At 63.0% G+C, this 19,085-nt stretch carries 16 protein-coding genes and 1 pseudogene; 4 read left to right on the top strand and 13 right to left on the bottom strand.

Annotation, left to right across the window (positions count from 1 at the left end):
* Window positions 1–45: 45 nt before the first annotated feature.
* Window positions 46–786, bottom strand: a complete 741-nt coding sequence (locus A3AU_RS0101510) for a pyridoxine 5'-phosphate synthase (RefSeq protein WP_027051211.1) — start codon at window positions 784–786, stop codon at window positions 46–48.
* A 154-nt stretch (window positions 787–940) separates the two neighbouring features.
* On the opposite strand from A3AU_RS0101510, the gene A3AU_RS0101505 reads away from it, so the two are divergent.
* Window positions 941–1,360 carry a SpoIIAA family protein gene (locus tag A3AU_RS0101505; protein WP_027051210.1) on the top strand — a complete coding sequence of 140 codons (420 nt, stop codon included), beginning with the start codon at window positions 941–943 and terminating at the stop codon, window positions 1,358–1,360.
* Between the two features lie 2 nt (window positions 1,361–1,362).
* On the opposite strand, the gene A3AU_RS0101500 is transcribed toward A3AU_RS0101505, so the two are convergent.
* The 10 genes from A3AU_RS0101500 to A3AU_RS0101450 form a co-directional block, all read right to left on the bottom strand.
* Window positions 1,363–2,490, bottom strand: coding sequence for an ATP-dependent DNA helicase (locus A3AU_RS0101500; RefSeq protein WP_027051209.1), 1,128 nt, complete (start codon window positions 2,488–2,490; stop codon window positions 1,363–1,365).
* A 156-nt stretch (window positions 2,491–2,646) separates the two neighbouring features.
* Window positions 2,647–3,009, bottom strand: coding sequence for a nitrile hydratase accessory protein (locus tag A3AU_RS0101495; protein ID WP_051355259.1), 363 nt, complete (start codon window positions 3,007–3,009; stop codon window positions 2,647–2,649).
* The gene (nthB, locus tag A3AU_RS0101490; protein WP_027051207.1) at window positions 2,978–3,637 is read right to left on the bottom strand and encodes a nitrile hydratase subunit beta; all 660 of its coding nucleotides are present in this window, start codon (window positions 3,635–3,637) and stop codon (window positions 2,978–2,980) included. Before nthB ends, A3AU_RS0101495 begins: the two co-directional genes overlap by 32 nt.
* A gap of 12 nt (window positions 3,638–3,649) precedes the next feature.
* Complete coding sequence (gene nthA / locus A3AU_RS0101485) at window positions 3,650–4,255, bottom strand: nitrile hydratase subunit alpha (RefSeq protein WP_027051206.1); 606 nt, start codon at window positions 4,253–4,255, stop codon at window positions 3,650–3,652.
* Window positions 4,256–4,329: 74 nt separating this feature from the next.
* The gene (locus tag A3AU_RS0101480) at window positions 4,330–7,491 is read right to left on the bottom strand and encodes an efflux RND transporter permease subunit (protein ID WP_027051205.1); all 3,162 of its coding nucleotides are present in this window, start codon (window positions 7,489–7,491) and stop codon (window positions 4,330–4,332) included.
* Window positions 7,488–8,780, bottom strand: coding sequence for an efflux RND transporter periplasmic adaptor subunit (locus A3AU_RS0101475; RefSeq protein WP_027051204.1), 1,293 nt, complete (start codon window positions 8,778–8,780; stop codon window positions 7,488–7,490). Before A3AU_RS0101475 ends, A3AU_RS0101480 begins: the two co-directional genes overlap by 4 nt.
* Window positions 8,781–9,000: 220 nt before the next feature.
* Window positions 9,001–9,471, bottom strand: a complete 471-nt coding sequence (locus A3AU_RS0101470) for a nucleoside deaminase (protein ID WP_027051203.1) — start codon at window positions 9,469–9,471, stop codon at window positions 9,001–9,003.
* A gap of 224 nt (window positions 9,472–9,695) precedes the next feature.
* Window positions 9,696–10,292, bottom strand: a complete 597-nt coding sequence (locus tag A3AU_RS0101460) for a LysE family translocator (RefSeq protein WP_027051202.1) — start codon at window positions 10,290–10,292, stop codon at window positions 9,696–9,698.
* A gap of 109 nt (window positions 10,293–10,401) precedes the next feature.
* Window positions 10,402–10,974 (bottom strand): acetolactate synthase small subunit, encoded by a 573-nt coding sequence (gene ilvN, locus A3AU_RS0101455; RefSeq protein WP_027051201.1) that lies wholly within the window; start codon window positions 10,972–10,974, stop codon window positions 10,402–10,404.
* Window positions 10,975–11,051: 77 nt separating this feature from the next.
* The gene (locus A3AU_RS0101450) at window positions 11,052–12,833 is read right to left on the bottom strand and encodes an acetolactate synthase 3 large subunit (RefSeq protein WP_027051200.1); all 1,782 of its coding nucleotides are present in this window, start codon (window positions 12,831–12,833) and stop codon (window positions 11,052–11,054) included.
* Window positions 12,834–13,201: 368 nt separating this feature from the next.
* On the opposite strand from A3AU_RS0101450, the gene A3AU_RS0101445 reads away from it, so the two are divergent.
* From A3AU_RS0101445 to A3AU_RS0101435, 3 genes are all read left to right on the top strand, one after another.
* Window positions 13,202–15,124: a sigma-54-dependent Fis family transcriptional regulator gene (locus A3AU_RS0101445; protein WP_032916671.1), complete on the top strand. Its 1,923-nt coding sequence runs from the start codon at window positions 13,202–13,204 to the stop codon at window positions 15,122–15,124.
* Window positions 15,125–15,336: 212 nt separating this feature from the next.
* A complete protein-coding gene (locus tag A3AU_RS0101440) occupies window positions 15,337–16,407 on the top strand; it encodes a 2,3-butanediol dehydrogenase (protein WP_027051198.1) in 1,071 nt (356 codons plus the stop codon).
* A gap of 26 nt (window positions 16,408–16,433) precedes the next feature.
* Window positions 16,434–18,242, top strand: coding sequence for an NAD(P)/FAD-dependent oxidoreductase (locus A3AU_RS0101435; protein ID WP_027051197.1), 1,809 nt, complete (start codon window positions 16,434–16,436; stop codon window positions 18,240–18,242).
* Window positions 18,243–18,325: 83 nt separating this feature from the next.
* Here the strand turns inward: A3AU_RS0101435 and A3AU_RS1000000139670 are convergent.
* Window positions 18,326–18,487 (bottom strand): annotated as a pseudogene (locus tag A3AU_RS1000000139670) (PcfJ domain-containing protein); the annotation flags it as partial.
* 321 nt (window positions 18,488–18,808) lie between these two features.
* On the bottom strand, window positions 18,809–19,081 hold the full coding sequence (locus tag A3AU_RS0101420) for a hypothetical protein (RefSeq protein ID WP_027051195.1): 273 nt from the start codon (window positions 19,079–19,081) through the stop codon (window positions 18,809–18,811).
* Between the last annotated feature and the right edge of the window lie 4 nt (window positions 19,082–19,085).

Raw genomic sequence — 19,085 nt, 5'->3', positions numbered from 1 at the left:
CAATTGCACGCCATGGCTGCCATACCTGCAAGGCGAAGCTCTACCCTACCAGCCGCAGGCCTTGAGAAACCGACCCACCGTGCCGGCCATGCCATACTCCAACGCGTCGGCTGTCAACCCATGCCCGATCGACACTTCAGCCAATGCCGGAATGCGCCTTGCCAGAGCGGGCAGGTTACCCACCGTCAGATCGTGGCCGGCATTGACCTGCAGACCGGCGGCAAATGCCGCGTCGGCTGTTTTCCCCAATCTTTCCAGCTCCTTGGCCGCCTTTGCGGAATCGGAATGGTAGCTTCCATAAGGGCCGGTATAAAGCTCGATCCGGTCGGCCCCGGCATCGCGCGCGGCCGTCATGCCGGCAGGGTCGGCGTCCGAAAAGAGCGACACCCTGAAACCGCCCTTCTTCAGACGTTTGACGATCGGCGCCAGGAATGCCGCATCGGCGACGAAGTTCCAGCCGTGGTCGGACGTTGCCTGTGCCGGATCATCGGGAACCAGCGTCACCTGTTCGGGCTGGTGCTTTTCGACCAACGCCAGGAAATCCTCGCTCGGGTAGCCCTCGATGTTGAATTCGGCCTGCGGAAACTCATCGTCGATCAGCGCCCGGATCTCGGGCAGGTCGGAATGCCGTGTGTGACGCTCATCGGGACGCGGGTGAACGGTCAGCCCATGTGCCCCGGCGGCAAGCGCCAGCCGGCCTATGCCGATCACGCTGGGCCATGGCAGGTCGCGCCGGTTGCGCAGCATGGCGATGGCGTTGAGGTTGACGGAAAGCTTGGCGGGCATGGTCTGGCGTCCGTGAAATCAGGCGGTTAAGGCGCGCCACTGTTCAGCCGCGGTGCGCTTGAGACCGGGCATCTATAGCGTCTTTGACGGGAACAGATAGGGGTTTCGGGTGTTCCAGAAGACCAACGCTATTGCGCAAAAGGAGGCATCCGCCGTGAATTTCCTGCAATCCGTGCCGGCGATCCGTCGCATCGACACCGCTCGCGACGACCTGTTCGCCATCGACGTGGTCGGTCATGTCTCGGCGGCAGATGCGGAAAACCTGTTCGGCCTGCTGGAAGCGGCCTATGCGCTCCACAAGCGAATCGACGTCGCCGTGCGCATGGTCGATCACGATGGCGTCGACTGGATCGACATATCCGACGACACGCTCAAGCAGGGTGCCGTCCACGCATTGGAGCATATAGGCCGCTGCGCGGTGATCGGCGCACCGGATTGGACGACGGATGCGCGGCACGCTTTGCCCGCGTCGTCGCCCATCGAATTCCGCCATTTCCAGGCCGAGGATGAAGACGAGGCGTGGAAATGGCTCGAGGCCCGGCAAGTCGGCGCGCGAGAAAAGCCGTCGTCATAACTCTATCTGACAATGGTCAATCGTTCGGCAGCGCGAGTGATCGCGGTATAAAGCCAGCGCTGGCGGGTCTCCTTGAAGGCCCAGCTTTCATCGAACAGTACGATCTCGTTCCACTGCGAACCCTGCGCCTTGTGCACGGTCAACGCATAGCCATAGTCGAAATCGTCGAAGCGCTTCTTCTGCTGCCAGGGGATGTCGGCGTCGGGATCCTCGAACGCCGCCTTGAGCAGCTTGATCTTGGCTACGCCGCGGTCGGGATCGTCCTCTTCGGGCGAGACCAGCAGGTTGATGCCTGGCTTTATGGTCTCGCGCGACGAGGTCATCACCTTCCACAGCGAACCATTGAGCAGCCCCTTGGCGGGATCGTTGCGCAGGCAGACCAGCTTGTCACCGGCCTGCGGATAGTCGGCATTGAAGCCCTTGAGCTCGCGCAGACGCTGATTGTAGCGGCGACGCGTCCGGTTGGTGCCGACCAGCACCTGGTCGGCTTTCAGCACCAGCTCCTGATTGACGTCTTCCTTGCCGATCACCTGCGCGGTGCCATAGTCGCCGCGCATGAATTCGCGCCCTTCGCGCACATCGAGCGCCAGCCGCAGGATCGGGTTGTCACGCGCCTGCCGGTGGATTTCGGTAAGCAGGAAGTCTGGCTCATGATCGGTGAAAAAGCCGCCGCCCGAAATCGGCGGCAACTGGCCGGGATCGCCCAGCACCAAGATCGGCGTGCCGAAACTCATCAAGTCGCGGCCGAGCTGCTCGTCGACCATCGAGCATTCGTCGATGACGACCAGTTTTGCGCGCGAGATCGGGCTTTGCCGGTTGAGCGAAAAAGTCGGCGACATCGAGGTCTTGCCGGTGACCTCGTCTTCCACCGATTCCTCGCCCTTGGGCCTGTAGATCAGCGAATGGATGGTGCGGGCATTGACCGCACCCTTGGAGCGCAGCACCTGCGCCGCCTTGCCGGTAAAGGCGGCGAACTGTACCTGGCCGTCGACATGCTCGGCGAAATAGCGCGCCAGCGTCGTCTTGCCGGTGCCGGCATAGCCGAACAGCCGGAACAGCTGCGGCTTACCTGCCTGCAGCCAGCGGGCGACGGCCTGCAGTGCCTCGTCCTGTTGGGGTGAAAATTCCATCTGATCGTGTGACCGGATTCGCGAGGGAAAGACAAGACAGCCGCCACCACCATCAATGTCGGCCGTGGCGAACTCCCCTACACTTCAGGCTATCAGCCTCCAACTAGAACGTAAAGGGAACACGCTGCCGTTCACGATCGCTTGGTGGCGTCGCGATCATCCAGTGATGTGCGGATCATTCTCCAGCAGGATCGGCTTGCCGTGCGGCGTGGCATGCGCAGCACGTTCCCAGGCTTGTGCCATCGCGTCGACATCGGGCTTGGTGGCCAGCCCCTTGGAGGCAAGCAGCCCTTCCAGCGCCGCCAGCCAGTGCTCGTAATAGTCATGGCCATCGGCTGCCGCACCTGGCTTCTTCACTTCCGCCGACAGCGCATCCGCCCATTCGCCCCACGAAAACAGACCCTTGTCGTGCAGTGCCACGGTCATCGCGAACGCTTCGGCCTGCCAGGGTTCGGCGAAAACAGGCGCATCGAGGCCGGCGGACACTTCAAGCCGGCTCAAGATAGCTCTCCCAGGCATCGATCGAGACAACAAGCGTCGGATCGGCGCCCTCGCCCCAGATCTCCGTACCGTCGAAAACCACCGTATAGACCCATTGCGGGTTCTCGCCCTGCCCGTGCGCATTGGTGTCGGGAAAGACGAAGCCGTCACGCACCGCCTCGATCGTGCCCCGCTTGCCGCGTGCGTAACGCGGCAGCCTGGTATGGCCGGTCGGATTGAAGTTCTTTGTCCGCACGGGATCGCCGGCCTTGAAGCGGGCCGGCTCCGCCATCGGCCGGTCGCAGGGACCGCCCTTGGCCAGCACGGCAGGAACGTTTTCCGCTTTCAGAACCCGTTTAGGGGTCGCCGCCGGATCAATCGCCTCGCCCGCCTCGAGATCGCGTTCGCTGACGAAACCATGCCGCTTGAGCAGGGTTTCCAGCGCCTTGATCCAGATCTGGTAGTAGCTGGAGGAATAATAGTCGGCCGGATGGAGCGATTCCCGCGCGTGCCGGCTCTCGTCGATGTTCCAGGCGCCCATGGACCCGGCGGTGAGCGTCACGCCGAGCGCTCGCCTCTCCCAGTCTGCGTGGAAATAGGGCTCGTCTTTTTCGGGTGCGACCGGGCCGAACCCCATCTGCCCGCCGAGATCCTGCGGTCCGTTCATGCCGGCTCCCCTTTAATCCGGTGCTTTGGCCAGCGCCGTGCCGATCATGGCATCGCGGCTCACCAGCTCGGCCAGTTGCTCCTCGCTCCAGCCTTCGGTTCCCTCCGGCCGCATCGGCACCACGAGATAGCGCAGCTCCGCCGTCGAATCCCAGACGCGTATTTTCGTCGCGGGCGACAGCGTCAGGCCGAATTCCTCGAGCACGCCGCGCGGATCGATCACCGCGCGCGACCGATAGGGCGGGGCCTTGTACCAGACCGGCGGTAGGCCGAGCACCGACCACGGATAGCAGGAGCACAGCGTGCAGACGACGAGGTTGTGGGTATCCACGCTGTTGAACACCGCCTGCATGTGCTCGCCCTGGCGGCCGGTATAGCTCAGCGATTCGATCGCCGCCGTCGCGTCGCGCTTCAGCCACTCGGCATAAGCGGGATCGCTCCAGGCCTGGGCCACCACCCTGGCGCCGTTGCGCGGGCCGATCTTGGTCTCGTAGGTGTCGACGATGACGTCGATCGCCGCCGGATCGATAAGCCCCTTGCGGGTGAGAATGGTTTCCAGCGCCCGCACCCGCGCCGCAAATGGATCGAGCTCGTTGTCGTGGTCATGATCATGGGACATGGCCGCAAATTACGTTTCCCATCCACCGGCCGCAAGCACGAGGGCTTGGGCCAGCGGAAAACCGCGTCTGCCGGCTATTCGGCGGCCGTCTTCTGCGGCTCGGCGGGGATGTCGTCGTTGATGCCGAACAGCGAGGGCTGTTCGGCACTGTCGACCGCAGCCAACTCGGCCTTGCGCTTCGGCATCAGCCCGACCAGCCAGCCCGAGAAATTCTCCATGTAGACATAGACCACCGGTGTGACGAACAGGGTCAGCGCCTGCGAGGCGAGCAGGCCGCCGACCACGGCGACGCCCAGCGGCTGGCGCAACTCGGCGCTGGCGCCGGTGCCGAGCGCGATCGGGAACGTGCCCATCAGGGCGGCCAGCGTCGTCATCATGATCGGCCTGAAACGCATCAGGCAGGCCTTGTGGATGGACTCCTTGGCGGACATGCCCTCTCGTCGCAATTCGAGCGCGACGTCGACCATCATGATGCCGTTCTTCTTGACGATGCCGATCAGCATCAGGATGCCGATCACCGCGATGACGGACAGATCCATGCCGGCGAACCGCAAGGCAACGACCGCGCCGAGCACCGCCGACGGCAGGCCGGTGAGGATTGTAAGCGGGTGGATGAAGCTCTCGTAGAGAATGCCGAGCACGATATAGATGGTCAGGATCGCGCCGCCGACCAGCAGCCCCTGGTTGGCCAGCGAATCCTGGAAGGTCTTGGCCGTGCCGGCGAAGCTGGTCGAGATCGCCGTCGGCATGCCGATCTGCTCCTTGAGCGCGTTGATGCGGGTCACGCTGGCACCCAGCGCCACGCCTTGCGGCAGGTTGTAGGAGATAGTCACCGCCGGTAGCTGGCCGAGCTGGTTGACCGTCAACGCGCCCGCCGTGCGGTCGACCCGGGCGAAGGCGCCAAGCGGAACAAGGGAGCCGCTTGCCGTCCGCATCTGGATGGCGAGCATCCGCTCGGGCGACCACTCGATCTTGGGATCGAGCTCGGTAATGACTGCGTAGCTGTCGGCCGAACCGAAGATCGTCGAAACCTGGTCGGTGCCGAACCCGCCATAAAGGGCAGAGCGCAGCGTGTCGGTATCGATGCCAAGCTGTGCGGCCTTGTCGCGGTCAATGACCAGCGATGCCTGCAGGGCATTGTTCTGCAGGTCGCTGGTGACGTCGGTGAAGTTAGTATGGTCGGCCGCCATCGCATCGTTCAGTTTCTGCGCCCAAATGTCCGTCTGGCCCGTATCGAGGCCCTGCACGACGAGTTGGTAGGCGCTGGCCGACGAACGCGAACCAAGCCTGAGGTTCTGCACCGGCTGCATATAGGTCTCGATGCCGGCCACGCCGGCCAGTTGCTTGCGCAGATCCGCCTGCACCTTCTCGATGTCGGGGCGCAGGCTCTTGTCCTTCAATTGAACATAAAGCCGGCCCTGGTTGAGCGCGCTGCCCCCACCGCCCGCTGACCATGCGACATGCGTCACGTAGGGTGAATGCCTGAAAACGTCGGCGACCTTGTCCTGCAGCTTGACCATGGCGTCGAACGAAATATCCTGGCGGGCGATAGTCGTCACCGAAATCTGGCCGATATCCTCTTGCGGGAAGAAGCCCTTCGGCGAGATCTCGATCAGCCATACCGACGCCGCCGCCGTGCCGACAAAGACGAGGAATACCAGGAAGGTGTGCCGCAGGCAGAAGGTCAGAACCCGGTCGTAGCCGCGCGTGATCAGGTCCTGCTTGTGGCCAGGGCTGTGCTTGTCGCGGTCGGCCTTGGTCACCGACAGCAGCCGCGAGCACAGCATCGGCGTCAGCGTCAGCGACACGAACATCGACGCTAGGATGGCGACCGTCACCACGACGGCGAATTCGTTGAAGATGCGCCCGATGACGCCGCCCATCAGGAGCACGGGGATGAACACGGCGACCAGCGAGATCGAGATCGAAATGATGGTGAAGCCGATTTCGCGCGCGCCCTTCAGCGACGCATCGAAGGCCGACAATCCATCCTCTTCCATGTGCCGGAAGATGTTTTCCAGCATGACGATGGCATCGTCGACGACGAGGCCGACGGCGAGCGTCAGCCCCATCAGCGATATGTTGTCGATGGAAAAGCCGAACAGGAACATCGCACCGAGCGTGGCGATCAGCGAGATCGGCACCGCCACGGCCGGGATGATGGTCGCCGTGACCCGGCGCAGGAACACGAAGATCACCATCACCACAAGCGCGATGGTCAACAGTAGCGTGAACTGCACGTCATTGACAGCCTGGCGGATCGAGGTCGAGCGATCATTGAGCAGTTTAATGTTGGCCGCAGCCGGCATCTGATCCGTGAAGGACGGCAGCATCGCCTTGACGCGGTCAACGACGTCGACCGTGTTGGCGTCGGGCTGGCGCTGCACCGCCAGGATGATGGCGCGCGTACCGTCATACCAGCTTGCAGTCGTCGTGGTTTCGACTGAATCGATTACACGTGTGACCTCGCCCAGCCGTACCGGGTGCCCGTTCTTGGTGGCAATGATGAGATCCGAAAATCCCGCAGCATTGTTGAGCTGGGTGTTCGCCGTGATGGTGAGCTGCTGCTTGTTGTTCTGCAGCACGCCGAGCGGCGTGTTGCTGTTGGCCGACGCGATCGCCGCCTGCAACTGGTCGATCGAAATGCCGCGCGCGGCAAGCGCGGTCGGATCGATCTCGATGCGCACCGCGTATTTCTGCTGGCCGAAGATCGAGACCTGCGCCACCCCGTCGATGGTCGACAGCGACGGCGAGATGACGTTTTCGGCGAAAGCATCGAGGTCGGTCAACGGAACCGTGTCGCTGACCAGCGACATCAGCAGGATCGGCGCATCGGCCGGGTTGACCTTGCGATAGCTCGGCGGCGACGTCATTTGCGGCGGCAGCGATTTCTGCGTGCGCGCGATCGCCGCCTGCACGTCGGCCGCGGCCGCGTCGATATCGCGGTTGAGCACGAACTGGATGGCGATCGAGGTCTGACCGAGCGAGTTGGTGGTCGAGATGGAATCGATGCCGGCGATGGTGGCGAACTGCTTGATCAGCGGCGTCGCCACCGATGTCGCCATCGTTTCCGGCGAAGCGCCGGGCAGCGAGGCCGAAACGTTGACGACCGGGAATTCGGCGCTGGGGAGTGCTGCCACCGGCAGGAATTTGTAGGCAAACAGTCCGCCCAGCACGAGGGCGAACGACATCAGCAGCGTGGCGACAGGTCTGCGGATACAAAATTCGGAGATCATTTGGCCGCCCCGCTTGCCTGGCCGGCTTCCGCGACCTTGGGGTTGGCCTGGTCGCCGGCGCTGGCCGCTGCCTTGCCTTCATGCACGGCGGCTCCGTCCTTCAGCCTCGTCTGGCCTTCGGTGACGACCTTCTCACCGCTTTTCAGTCCCTGGCTGATGGCGCTGTTCTCGCCTTCGGTCAGCGCCACCTGCACCGGCCGCATCTCGACCGTGTTGTCCGGCTTGACGACATAGACGAACGGCCCCTTCTGGCTGGGCTGCACCGCGACGGTCGGAACAGAGGTCATTTGCGGCATGATGCCGGCCTCGAGGATGACATTCACATACTGGCCGGGCCACAACGAAAGATCGGCATTCGGAATGCTGGCCCGCGTGGCGATCGTGCCCGAGGCGGTGTCGACGCTGGAATCGACGAAATCGAGCGTGCCCTTGCCGACCGGCGTCGGGTCGCCGTCCTTGGTCAAGGTCACTGCCCCTTGTTGCGGATTGGCAAGCGCCTTGTGCAGCAGCGCTAGGTTGCTTTCGGGCAGATTGAAGTTCACCTGCAGCGGGTCCATCTGGGTGATGGTGACCAACGGGGTCGCCGTGCTGCTGTTGCCATTGCTGACGGTGACGAGGTCGCCCACGGCAACGTTGACCGCGCCAAGCCTGCCGGCAATCGGCGCCTGTATGGTGGCAAAACCAAGCTGGACATTGTCGGCGTCGATTGTTGCCTTGTCGGCATCCACGGTGGCCGCCGCCGCCTTCTGCGCGGCAACGGCCTGATCATAGGTCTGCTGCGTACCGGCCTGCTTGGCAACGAGGTCCTTGGCGCGCTGAAGATCCGAATTCGAACTGGCAAGCAGCGCCTGGTCCTTGGCGAGCGTCGCCTGGTCCTTGGCGAGTTGCGCCTTGAGCGCGCGGTCGTCGAGCGAGAACAGGACGTCGCCGGCCTTCACCATCTGCCCGTCCTTGACGTCGATCGACACGATCTGGCTGGAGACCCGCGCGTTGATGTTGACGACTGCCGGCGAGGAGACGAAGCCGATGGCGTAGCGCCGGATCGGGAAGTCGGCGGTCGTTGCCGCCGCCGAGACGATCGAGGCCGAGCGAGCGCCAGCTGCGCCCTTGCCGTCGCCCGCCTGCCTGTCGCCCGCTTGCTTGTCGCCTGCCGATTTATCCGACGCAACCACCTGCTTTGCGCCGATGAGTTGCTGAGCCTTGCTCAGCGTATCGGGCGACATATAAAGCCAGGCCGCAGCGCCCGCACAGGCGACGGCAAGCAATGAAACAATGGCTTTTCCACGCATCGACAAAAGGCCCTCTCTGTCCGACACGCCATTGCGAGGTGGTCGTATTCTAGCGCAACTCACGGCTGATTGCCGCGATTTCGCCGAATAGATAGGACACGCCTTTGTCGGAAAAGGGCCAAAACACGGCATTACGAAGATTTAATGTGCACTGCACAATGGATGAGCAGCCGGCCATGGCCGCCGGCCGAGGCCCATCGTAGGCTCCAGAAGCTGAGGTCTAAGCCTTGCCCAGATGCTTCGGCCAGAATTCCTGATGCACTTCGGCGGCTTCGTCTTCGAGGTTCGGGCCAACCACGGTGACGATGCGTGCGCCGGTTTGCAGCACCGCCCGGCTAGGCACGTTCAACCCGATCCCAGCGATCTCGCCAAGCCGCGCTTCGGAACACGCAAACACCATACGCCCGACGCCCGACCAGTAAATCGCCCCGGCGCACATCGCGCACGGCTCCGTGCTGGTGTAGACTGTGCAGTCCCCGAGAAAAGCGGTGTCGTAGTGTTGCGCCGCCAATTTAACCAGGTTCAACTCGGCGTGGTTCGTCATATCGTGGCCGGTGAAGACGCTGTTTTCGGCGCGCAGGATGACGTCGCCGTCCTTCACCAGCACCGCGCCAAACGGTTCGTCGCCGCGCTCCACCGCGGATTTCGAGAGCGCAATCGCCTCGCGTAAAAACGGCTCGTGGCTTTCCATCGGACTCTCCCCAAAGAGGCTAATGCATGTCGCCCAGAAGTGTGCAGCGGTTCTGGGACAACGACATGGATCAAAACAAAGACTTAAAGCACGTCGCCTGAATCCGTTTCAGCGCGACGCGCTTCAGGCGGGATGATGTCTTCAAGCGGAGCGATTTCCAAGGGGCTGCAGATCAGATTCAAGTCACCGATCGGCATCCCGCCCCAATCAATGAGTCCCGCCCCCTATTTCAGCATCGGCCAAAGTGTCGCCGCCAAAAGCACACCCATGGCGATGTTGAACCATCTCAGCCGCACCGGATCCGACAGGAAACCGCGCAGCGCTGTGCCGAATCCCGCCCATATCGAAACGCTCGGCAGGTTGACGACGGCAAAGGCGATCGAGATGAGCGCCACCGAGGTGAACGGGTGATCGGGGTTCGTGTAGACGGCCATGGCGTACAACGCCATCACCCAAGTCTTTGGATTGACCCACTGGAACGCCGCCGCATCGATGAAACGCATCGGCTTGGCGGCCACCTCTCCCTTGGTGCTCAGCGAGCGCGACATGGCGATCCTCCAGGCGAGATATAGCAGATAGGCGGCGCCGGCGATCTTGAGGGCATTGTGCAGCGCCGGAAACGCCGTCAGCACCGCCCCAAGCCCGAAGCCGACGGCCAGCAACAGGATGAGAAATCCGGTGCTGATGCCCAGCATGTGCGGCACCGTCCTGGCAATGCCGAAATTGACGCCGGAGGCCAGCAGCATGAGGTTGTTGGGTCCCGGCGTGATCGAGGTCACGAAGGCATAGACGAGCAGTGCGAGGAATGCGTCGAGTGACATGATATCCTCCCAGATACGTCAGCATTATTGTCCTTTCCTGGTGGGCGCGCAAAAACCACCCGTGGACAAATGCCGGGCCAGAAATCTGGATTCGAGTGCGTGATCGGCTTTACATGCCTTGCGGGCCGCGGTTCATCGCCGCCACGCCGGTGCGGCAGATTTCGACCAGGCCAAGCGGCTTCATGATGGCGATGAACTGATCGAGCTTGGAACCCTTGCCGGTGATCTCGAAGATGAAATGCTCGGTGTTGGCGTCAATGACCGAAGCGCGGAAGGCGTCCGCCAGCCGTAGCGCCTCGACCCGGGCCTCGCCGGTGCCGGCGACCTTGACCAGCGCGAGTTCCCGCTCCAGCGGCCGCTCTTGCCCCAGTTCGTGCGAACGCACGGTGAGGTCGACCACACGATGCACCGGCACGATGCGCTCGAGCTGATGCTTGATCTGCTCCATCACATGCGGCGTGCCGCGCGTCACGATGGTGATACGCGACAGGTGCTTTTCATGCTCTGTCTCGGAGACGGTCAGGCTCTCGATGTTGTAGCCGCGGCCGGAAAACAGGCCGATGACCCGGGCAAGCACGCCCGGCTCGTTGTCGACCAGTACCGACAGCGTATGCGTTTCCGGCTTTTCGGTTTCCTTTGCGATGAAGTAGGCGGAACCGGTCGGTTGTAGCTGTGCGTTCATGACATGAATCTCGATTTCAAACTTTTGATCTAACGCGTTGGCCAGGCAGGGCTTTTGACAAGCCCTCCCCATCCGCCCTAGACCAGTTCCCTGCCCTTGGCGTCGATGGCGTTGGCCACGGCTTCGTCGGTGGCCTCGTCGGGCAACAGCATTTCGTTGTGCGCCTTGCCGGACGGGATCATCGGGAAGCAGTTGGCGAGCGTCGCCACGCGGCAGTCGAACAGCACCGGCTTCTTGACCGCGATCATCTCCTTGATGGCGTCATCGAGCTCGTCCGGCTTTTCGCAGCGTATGCCGTGGCCGCCATAGGCCTCGGCCAGCTTGACGAAGTCGGGCATCGCCTCGGTGTACGAATGCGACAGCCTGTTGCCGTGCAGCAGCTGCTGCCATTGCCGCACCATGCCCATATACTGGTTGTTGAGGATGAAGATCTTGATCGGCGCGTTGTACTGCACCGCCGCACTCATCTCCTGCATCGTCATCTGCACCGAAGCGTCGCCGGCGATATCGATGACCAGCGCGTTCGGATGCGCGATCTGCACGCCAAGCGCGGCCGGCAGGCCGTAGCCCATCGTGCCCAGGCCGCCCGATGTCATCCAGCGGTTCGGCTTGTCGAAATGATAGTGCTGCGCCGCCCACATCTGGTGCTGGCCGACCTCGGTGGTGATGTAGGTATCCTTGTCCTTGGTCAGTTCGTAGAGCCGCTGGATGGCGTATTGCGGCATGATCACGTCGTTGTTCATCTTGTAAGCGAGTGAATCGCGCGCGCGCCATTTGGCGATCTGCTCCCACCAGGGGTAGAGCGCCTTCTTGTCGGCCTTGGCGGTTGCCCGCCACAACCGCACCATATCCTCGAGCACCCGGCCGACGTCGCCGATGATCGGCACGTCGGTATGGACGTTCTTGTTGATCGACGACGGATCGATGTCGATGTGGATCTTCTTCGAGTTCGGCGAGAACGCGGTGAGCCTGCCGGTGATGCGGTCGTCGAAACGGGCGCCGATGCAGATCATCACGTCGCAGTCGTGCATGGCCATGTTGGCCTCATAGGTGCCGTGCATGCCCAGCATGCCCAGCCAGTTCTTGCCCGATGCCGGATAGGCGCCCAGACCCATCAGCGTCGAGGTGATGGGAAACCCGGTCAGATCCACCAGCTCGCGCAGCAGATGGCTCGCTTCCGGGCCGGAATTGATGACACCGCCACCCGAATAGATGATCGGCTTCTTGGCGGTGGCCATCAGTTCGACCGCGGCCTTCACCTTCTCCAGGTCGCCCTGCACTTTCGGCTGGTAGCTGGTGCGCGGCGCGATCTGCGGGGAGACATAGAACCCCTTGGCGAACTGCACGTCCTTGGGAATGTCGACCACCACCGGTCCGGGACGGCCAGTCGTGGCGACATGGAAGGCTTCGTGGATGGTCGCGGCGAGCTCGTTGACGTCCTTCACCAGCCAGTTGTGCTTGGTGCAGGGACGCGTGATGCCGACCGTGTCGCATTCCTGGAACGCGTCGGAACCGATGAGCGAGGTCGGCACCTGTCCGGTCAGGCAGACCAGCGGGATCGAATCCATGAGCGCGTCCTGCAGCGGCGTCACCGCATTGGTGGCGCCGGGACCGGAGGTCACCAGCATGACGCCGGCTCTGCCGGTAGAGCGCGCATAACCTTCGGCCGCATGACCCGCGCCCTGCTCGTGGCGAACCAGGATGTGCTCGACCTCGTCCTGCTGGAAGATTTCGTCATAGATCGGAAGGACGGCGCCGCCCGGATAGCCGAAGACATGCTTGACGCCATTGTCCTTCAGCGCCTGCACAACCATTTCGGCACCGGTCATTTCGCGCCGCTCACTCTGTCCGTTGCTCATCGGTCTGGTCCCGTACTGTCGCCATTTGGCGTTTGCCACTTGGGCGTTGTTGGTCGTTTAATCGTGTTTCAGGCAATAAAAAAGGCCCCCGAGGGAGCCTGTATGTTGCGCATGGGAGGTTTTCGCCCGGCGGTTACACCGCCTTGCCCACGCGCCTTCCTACGAGAATGAGTGCCTTTTTCATGGTGGCGGACCATAAAGGCGGAATCGCGGGCTCGTCAATGGGGATAATGCGAATTCACTCGCCTGTGAGATCGGCGCCGTCTCGCGATATTGCGATCAAGCCGCGCGCTACCATAGTACAGTTGAGCCGATGCCGCCGGCGCACCACTATGCCAGGCTAGAACGTTGCCTTGGGAGGAGGACGCGTGGCTGGCGAACGGGAGCATATCCGGGAGATAGAGCAGGTCCTGTCGGGCAGGACATCGGCCCGCGACGATGTCGTGGTCAAATCCTGGCTACGCTGTGTCGACACCCACCGGCTCGACCCGGCCCGGCCGACGGAAGCCTATATCGTCCCCGATACCCAATTGCGCGAACATCGCGAACAGTCCGAGCGGCTGATCGCGATCGCCCGCAGCGGCCTGGAGACCCTCTTCAAGCAGGTGGCGGGCCAGAACTACGTGCTGCTGCTGGCAAACGCCAAGGGCGTCACCGTCGACTTCCTCGGTGATCCCCTGTTCATGGACCAGTTGCGCACGGCAGGGCTTTATCTCGGCTCCGAATGGTCGGAAAGCCGCACCGGAACCTGCGGTGTCGGCTCCTGCATCGTCACCGGCGAGGCGATGACGATCCACCAGACCGACCATTTCGACACGACCCACACGCCGCTCTCCTGCACCGCCGCGCCGATCTTCGACACCAATGGCGAGCTCGCTGCCGTGCTCGACATTTCCCTGCTGCGCTCACCACAACCGAAAATCAGCCAGAACCTGGCGCTGCATCTGGTGACGGCTTCCGCGCGGCGCATCGAGCTCGCCAATCTGATGGCACAGATGCACTCCGAATGGGTACTGCGGTTTTCCCGTTCGCCGGAATTCCTCGACGTCGACCCCGAGGCAGCCATCGCCCTCGATGCCTCGGGCCGCATCCTTGGCACGACGCACGGCGGAGCGCTGCTTCTGGCGCAGGCCGGAGGCGTCGACTGGCGGCACTCGCCCTCCCCCATTGGCCAGTCGATCTCGCGCTATCTCGATGTCAGCGTCGACGATTTGCCGAGCCTGACACGCGGCCGCCCGACCGAGGAGCGTCTGGTGTTCGGCCGCAGCGGCAGCGCGCTGTTCGCGCACGCCATCGAGCCGCAGCCGACGACCGGACGCCGCGCGCCGGTCGAGGCGGTCCCGAAGCCGATCGGCGACCTTTCCGGCGGCGATCCGGCGATGGCCGCCACGCAACTGCGTGCCGCCAAGCTGGCGCGCACGACCATGCCTATCCTGATTCATGGCGAGACCGGCTCCGGCAAGGAGTATCTCGCCCGCGCGATCCACGATTGCTCGCAGCGGCCCGGCCCGTTTGTCGCCATCAACTGCGCGGCCATTCCCGAGCATCTGATCGAGAGCGAACTTTTTGGCCATGTCGCCGGCGCTTTTACCGGAGCCGCCGCCAAGGGGCGCAAGGGACTGATCGAGGCTGCGAACGGCGGCACGCTGTTCCTCGACGAGATCGGAGACATGCCCTACCCCCTGCAATCGCGGCTGCTGCGCGTGATCGCCGAACGCGAACTGGTCCCGGTCGGCGGCATTGAGCCGCGGCGGGTCGACATCAAGATCATTTCGGCCTCGCACCATGATCTGCGCAAGCTGGTCGACGAGGGACGTTTCCGCGAGGATCTGTTCTACCGGCTGAACGCGGCCTCGCTGAACTTGCCGGCGCTGCGCGAACGTACCGATTTCGAATGGCTGCTGGACCGGCTGGTGGATCAGCGCGCCCACCTTGCCGGCCGGACGGCGAGGCTCTCGCCCGCGGCGCGCCTGGCGCTGATCCGTCACCGCTGGCCCGGCAACATCCGCGAACTCGCAAACGCCATCGATCTGGCGGTGACGCTTTGCGAGGGCGGGATGATCGAGCCCGCCGACCTGCCCGACTTCGCATTGCCATACCTGACGCCACTTGCTTCGCCCGCCAGGCTGGCTGCCCTGCGTGCTCCGTCGCCCGAGGATGAGCGTGCGGCACTGCTGGATGCTCTCGCGGCCGCGGGCTGGAACATCTCCGAGGCCGCGCGGCGTCTGGGTGTCGACCGCACGACGGTGCATCGCCGCATGAAGCGGCTGCGGCTGGACGCGCCCAATTAGTGTTGCGTCCGCTGTGGCGCGCGTGGCGCGCGCAACACCGCCGCAACAGCCCATCACAGCAGAAACCGCCACATGATGCTGATTTTATGACGATTTCTGATTCAGCCGTATGGTTGGCATGCTGCTTGCTCCCTGTTCCAGGTACCCACATGGAACTTGGAGGAGAAGCCATGACACAGAACGCGGTCGATCTCGCAGCCACGGTGCGGAGCATGCAGGCCCTGCGCTTTCATGCCGCCAGGGATCTGCGCATCGAGGACATTCCCAGGCCGGCAAAGCCGGGGCCGGGACAGGTTGTTCTGCGCAACAGGTTTGTCGGAATCTGCGGGACCGACCTGCATGAATACAGTTACGGGCCGATCTTCATACCGACGAAGCCGCATCCGTTCACCGGCTCCAGCGGTGTGCAGGTGCTTGGACATGAATTCGGCGGCGTGATCGAGGCCGTCGGCGAAGGCGTGACGTCGGTCTCGGTTGGCGACCGCGTGGCCGTGCAGCCGCTGATAATGCCGCGCTCGGGCGATTATTATGCCGCGCGCGGCCTGTACCATCTGTCCGACAAGCTTGCCCTAGCGGGTCTGAGCTGGGTCGGCGGCGGCATGGCGGAAGCCGCCTTGCTCAACGACTACAATGTCGAGCGCATTCCAGACGAGATGTCCGATGAGGAAGCTGCATTGGTGGAGCCGACCGCCGTCGCCGTCTATGCCTGCGACCGTGGTGGGGTAAGCGCCGGGAGCTCGGTGCTGATCACCGGCGCCGGCCCGATCGGCATTCTGACGATGCTGGCCGCGCGCGCCGCGGGCGCAACGCAATTGTTTATCTCGGACCTGAACGACACCAGGCTGGAGATGGCACGTTCGATCCTGCCTGGCGTGGTGACCCTCAATCCGAAGCGGGACGAAGTGGATGAGGCAGTGCGCGCCGCGAGCGAAGGCGGCGTCGGTTGCGATGTCGCCATCGAATGTGTCGGCAACGAGCATGCGCTGAAGGCCTGCCTCGCGGCTGTGCGCAAGCAAGGTGTCGTTGTGCAAACTGGCCTGCATCCGCACGAGAACCCGCTCGACTGGTTCCAGGTCACGTTCAAGGACGTCGATATCCGAGGCTCCTGGGCCTATCCGACGCATCTATGGCCGCGTGTCATCCGTCTCATCAGTTCGGGACAGTTGCCTGCCTCCAAGGTGGTCACCAGGCGCATACGTCTTGGGGAGGCGGTATCCGACGGTTTCGATGCTCTGCTCGATCCCGCCGGAACCCAGCTGAAAATCCTGATCGACCTTTCCTGATCAATTTAACAACCGGAGGAGAAACCATGCTTGAGAGAACTCCCACCACGAAGGCGCAGGCGCTGCTCGACAAGTTCGGCAAGGCGCTTGCGGACGGCGACATCGACGCGGCCGTCAACTGTTTCCAGGCGGATTGCTACTGGCGCGACCTCGTCACCTTTACCTGGAACCTGAAGACGATGGAGGGCCAGGACCAGATCCGCGACATGCTGAGCGCAACCTTGGCTGATACCGGGCCGAGCGACTGGAAGGTTGCCGAAGGCGAGGAAGCGAGCGAGGCGGACGGCGTCACCACTGCCTGGATCACCTTCGAGACCAAGGCGGCGCGCGGCTTCGGCCTGGTGCGCTTCAAGGGCGACCTCATCTGGACCTTGCTAACCACCATGGCTGAATTGAAGGGACACGAGGAGAAGTCCGGCTTCACGCGACCGCTCGGTGCCAAGCATGGTCACGGCAAGGACAGGAAATCCTGGCGTGAGGAGCGTGACGACGAGGTCGCCGAACTCGGCCACAGCCGACAGCCCTATGTCGTGATCATTGGCGGCGGCCAGGGCGGCATTGCGCTGGGTGCGCGCCTGCGCCAGCTCGGCGTGTCGGCCATCATCGTCGAAAAGAACGAACGTCCGGGCGATTCCTGGCGCAAGCGCTACAAGTCGCTCTGCCTGCATGATCCGGTCTGGTACGACCATCTGCCCTATATCGACTTTCCCAAGAACTGGCCGGTCTTCGCGCCGAAGGACAAGATCGGCGACTGGCTCGAGATGTACACGAAGGTGATGGAGTTGAACTACTGGAGTTCGACCACGGCCAAGAGAGCAAGCTACGATGAGAAGGCCAAGGAATGGACCGTCGTCGTCGAGCGCGACGGCGAGGAGATCGTGCTCAAGCCCAAGCAGCTCGTGCTGGCCACCGGCATGTCCGGCAAAGCGAACTGGCCGAAATACAAGGGGCAGGACATCTTCAAGGGCGAGCAGCAGCATTCCTCGAACCATCCAGGCCCCGACAAGTACCGAGGCAAGAAGGTCGTGGTCATCGGCTCCAACAACTCCGCCCACGACATCTGCGCGGCACTGTGGGAGGGAGGCGCCGACGTCACCATGGTGCAGCGTTCCTCCACCCATATCGTCAGGTCCGACACGCTCATGGATATCGGTCTGGGCTCGCTCTATTCGGAGCAAGCGGTCGAGAATGGCATGACGACGCGCAAAGCCGACCTGATCTTCGCCTCCCTGCCCTACCGCATCCTGCACGAATTCCAGATCCCGCTTTACCAGCAGATGAAGGAACGCGACGCGAAATTCTACGCGGACCTGGAAAAGGCCGGCTTCCTGCTCGACTGGGGCGATGACGGTTCGGGCCTGTTCATGAAATACCTGCGCCGCGGTTCGGGCTACTATATCGATGTCGGCGCCTGCGACCTGGTCATTGACGGCTCGATCAAGCTCAAGAGTGGTCCGGGTGCGGCGGTTCAGGAGCTGACCGAGGGCGGCGTGAAATTCGTGGATGGCACCGAACTGCCAGCCGATCTCATCATCTATGCCACAGGCTACGGCTCGATGAACGGCTGGGCAGCAGATCTCATCTCGCAGGAGGTGGCGGACAAGGTCGGCAAGGTCTGGGGTCTGGGCTCCGACACCGCCAAGGACCCTGGTCCCTGGGAAGGCGAGCAGCGCAACATGTGGAAGCCGACCCAGCAGGAGGCGCTGTGGTTCCATGGCGGCAATCTCCATCAATCGCGGCACTATTCGCAATATCTGGCACTGCAGCTGAAAGCCCGGCAGGTCGGCTTGCCGACCCCGGTCTATGGGCTGCAACAGGTTCACCACAAGGCCTAGCTGCCAATCCCCAGGAGTTCCCTCCTTTCCTGGATCAGCAAGGTCGGCCCCGCGCGGCGTATCCGCCGCGCGGGTATTTCGTTTCAGCCGCGGAGCATCACGCCCCTTGCCTTGGCCCAACGCTCGATGATCTTGCGCTCGTCGGGCAAGGCGAGGCGATTGGAGAAACCACGCACCTGCACCGCACGGTTCTGCGGATCGAGTTCGATCGTCAGCAGCCGCTCGATCTTTCCAAGTGCCGTGCGTGACGGGTTGGAATGGGCGGGCTCTCTAGGCTCACGAGCAGTTGAGAGCAAGAGACATTCATTCAATGTTTACAACGACCTGAGGGAGTGTTGCGAAAGCGCATCTCAGGCCTCCGGGCAGCCATGATCGTCGGCCGGAAGCCTGTCGGCTCCCACCGTCTCATGGATATCGGCGGCGGCTATGGCGCTGATGCGCGCGGAGAACACCGCCGCAATGCAGCGCTGCTTGGCCTTCGTCAGATCGTCAGGAAATTGGAATCCGCCGTAGCGCGGATCAGCTCGTCCGACCGCCGTGGAGGCGCGAAATGCGTGAACAATAACTCATGCCTCCTTCAAGAGTGGGGGTCGATACGGGTGCGGCGAATAAAAGCCGCATGCCGGGCGTGGCTGATACAGCGAAACCATCCCGACAGCAATATGGTGAAGGTAGGCAGCATCGGTCGATTCGAACGAACCGACCGCGCCGAACTGGCTTGGCTCCCATTGGGAAGCGGTCGGCCGTTCGGCGCGAATGCCGGCACCGGGCAGGCGTTCGCGGCAGTTCTCCGGTCGAAACGCAACCACCGCGCTTTCGCCATCGAAGTAGAAACACATGGGC

This window comes from Mesorhizobium erdmanii USDA 3471 (assembly GCF_000472705.1).
GTDB classification, from domain to species: Bacteria; Pseudomonadota; Alphaproteobacteria; order Rhizobiales; family Rhizobiaceae; genus Mesorhizobium; species Mesorhizobium erdmanii.
This window is presented reverse-complemented; position numbering and strand designations above follow the sequence as displayed.

Excerpts from the sequence above, each read along its gene's own strand:
- A3AU_RS0101470 (WP_027051203.1), bottom strand. The coding sequence starts at position 9,471 with ATGGAAAGCCACGAGCCGTTTTTACGCGAGGCGATTGCGCTCTCGAAA.
- A3AU_RS0101440 (WP_027051198.1), top strand. The coding sequence starts at position 15,337 with ATGCAGGCCCTGCGCTTTCATGCCGCCAGGGATCTGCGCATCGAGGAC.
- nthA (WP_027051206.1), bottom strand. The coding sequence starts at position 4,255 with ATGTCCCATGATCATGACCACGACAACGAGCTCGATCCATTTGCGGCG.
- A3AU_RS0101500 (WP_027051209.1), bottom strand. The coding sequence starts at position 2,490 with ATGGAATTTTCACCCCAACAGGACGAGGCACTGCAGGCCGTCGCCCGC.
- A3AU_RS0101460 (WP_027051202.1), bottom strand. The coding sequence starts at position 10,292 with ATGTCACTCGACGCATTCCTCGCACTGCTCGTCTATGCCTTCGTGACC.
- A3AU_RS0101480 (WP_027051205.1), bottom strand. The coding sequence starts at position 7,491 with ATGATCTCCGAATTTTGTATCCGCAGACCTGTCGCCACGCTGCTGATG.
- nthB (WP_027051207.1), bottom strand. The coding sequence starts at position 3,637 with ATGAACGGACCGCAGGATCTCGGCGGGCAGATGGGGTTCGGCCCGGTC.
- A3AU_RS0101450 (WP_027051200.1), bottom strand. The coding sequence starts at position 12,833 with ATGAGCAACGGACAGAGTGAGCGGCGCGAAATGACCGGTGCCGAAATG.
- A3AU_RS0101495 (WP_051355259.1), bottom strand. The coding sequence starts at position 3,009 with ATGCCTGGGAGAGCTATCTTGAGCCGGCTTGAAGTGTCCGCCGGCCTC.
- A3AU_RS0101435 (WP_027051197.1), top strand. The coding sequence starts at position 16,434 with ATGCTTGAGAGAACTCCCACCACGAAGGCGCAGGCGCTGCTCGACAAG.
- ilvN (WP_027051201.1), bottom strand. The coding sequence starts at position 10,974 with ATGAACGCACAGCTACAACCGACCGGTTCCGCCTACTTCATCGCAAAG.
- A3AU_RS0101420 (WP_027051195.1), bottom strand. The coding sequence starts at position 19,081 with ATGTGTTTCTACTTCGATGGCGAAAGCGCGGTGGTTGCGTTTCGACCG.
- A3AU_RS0101510 (WP_027051211.1), bottom strand. The coding sequence starts at position 786 with ATGCCCGCCAAGCTTTCCGTCAACCTCAACGCCATCGCCATGCTGCGC.
- A3AU_RS0101475 (WP_027051204.1), bottom strand. The coding sequence starts at position 8,780 with ATGCGTGGAAAAGCCATTGTTTCATTGCTTGCCGTCGCCTGTGCGGGC.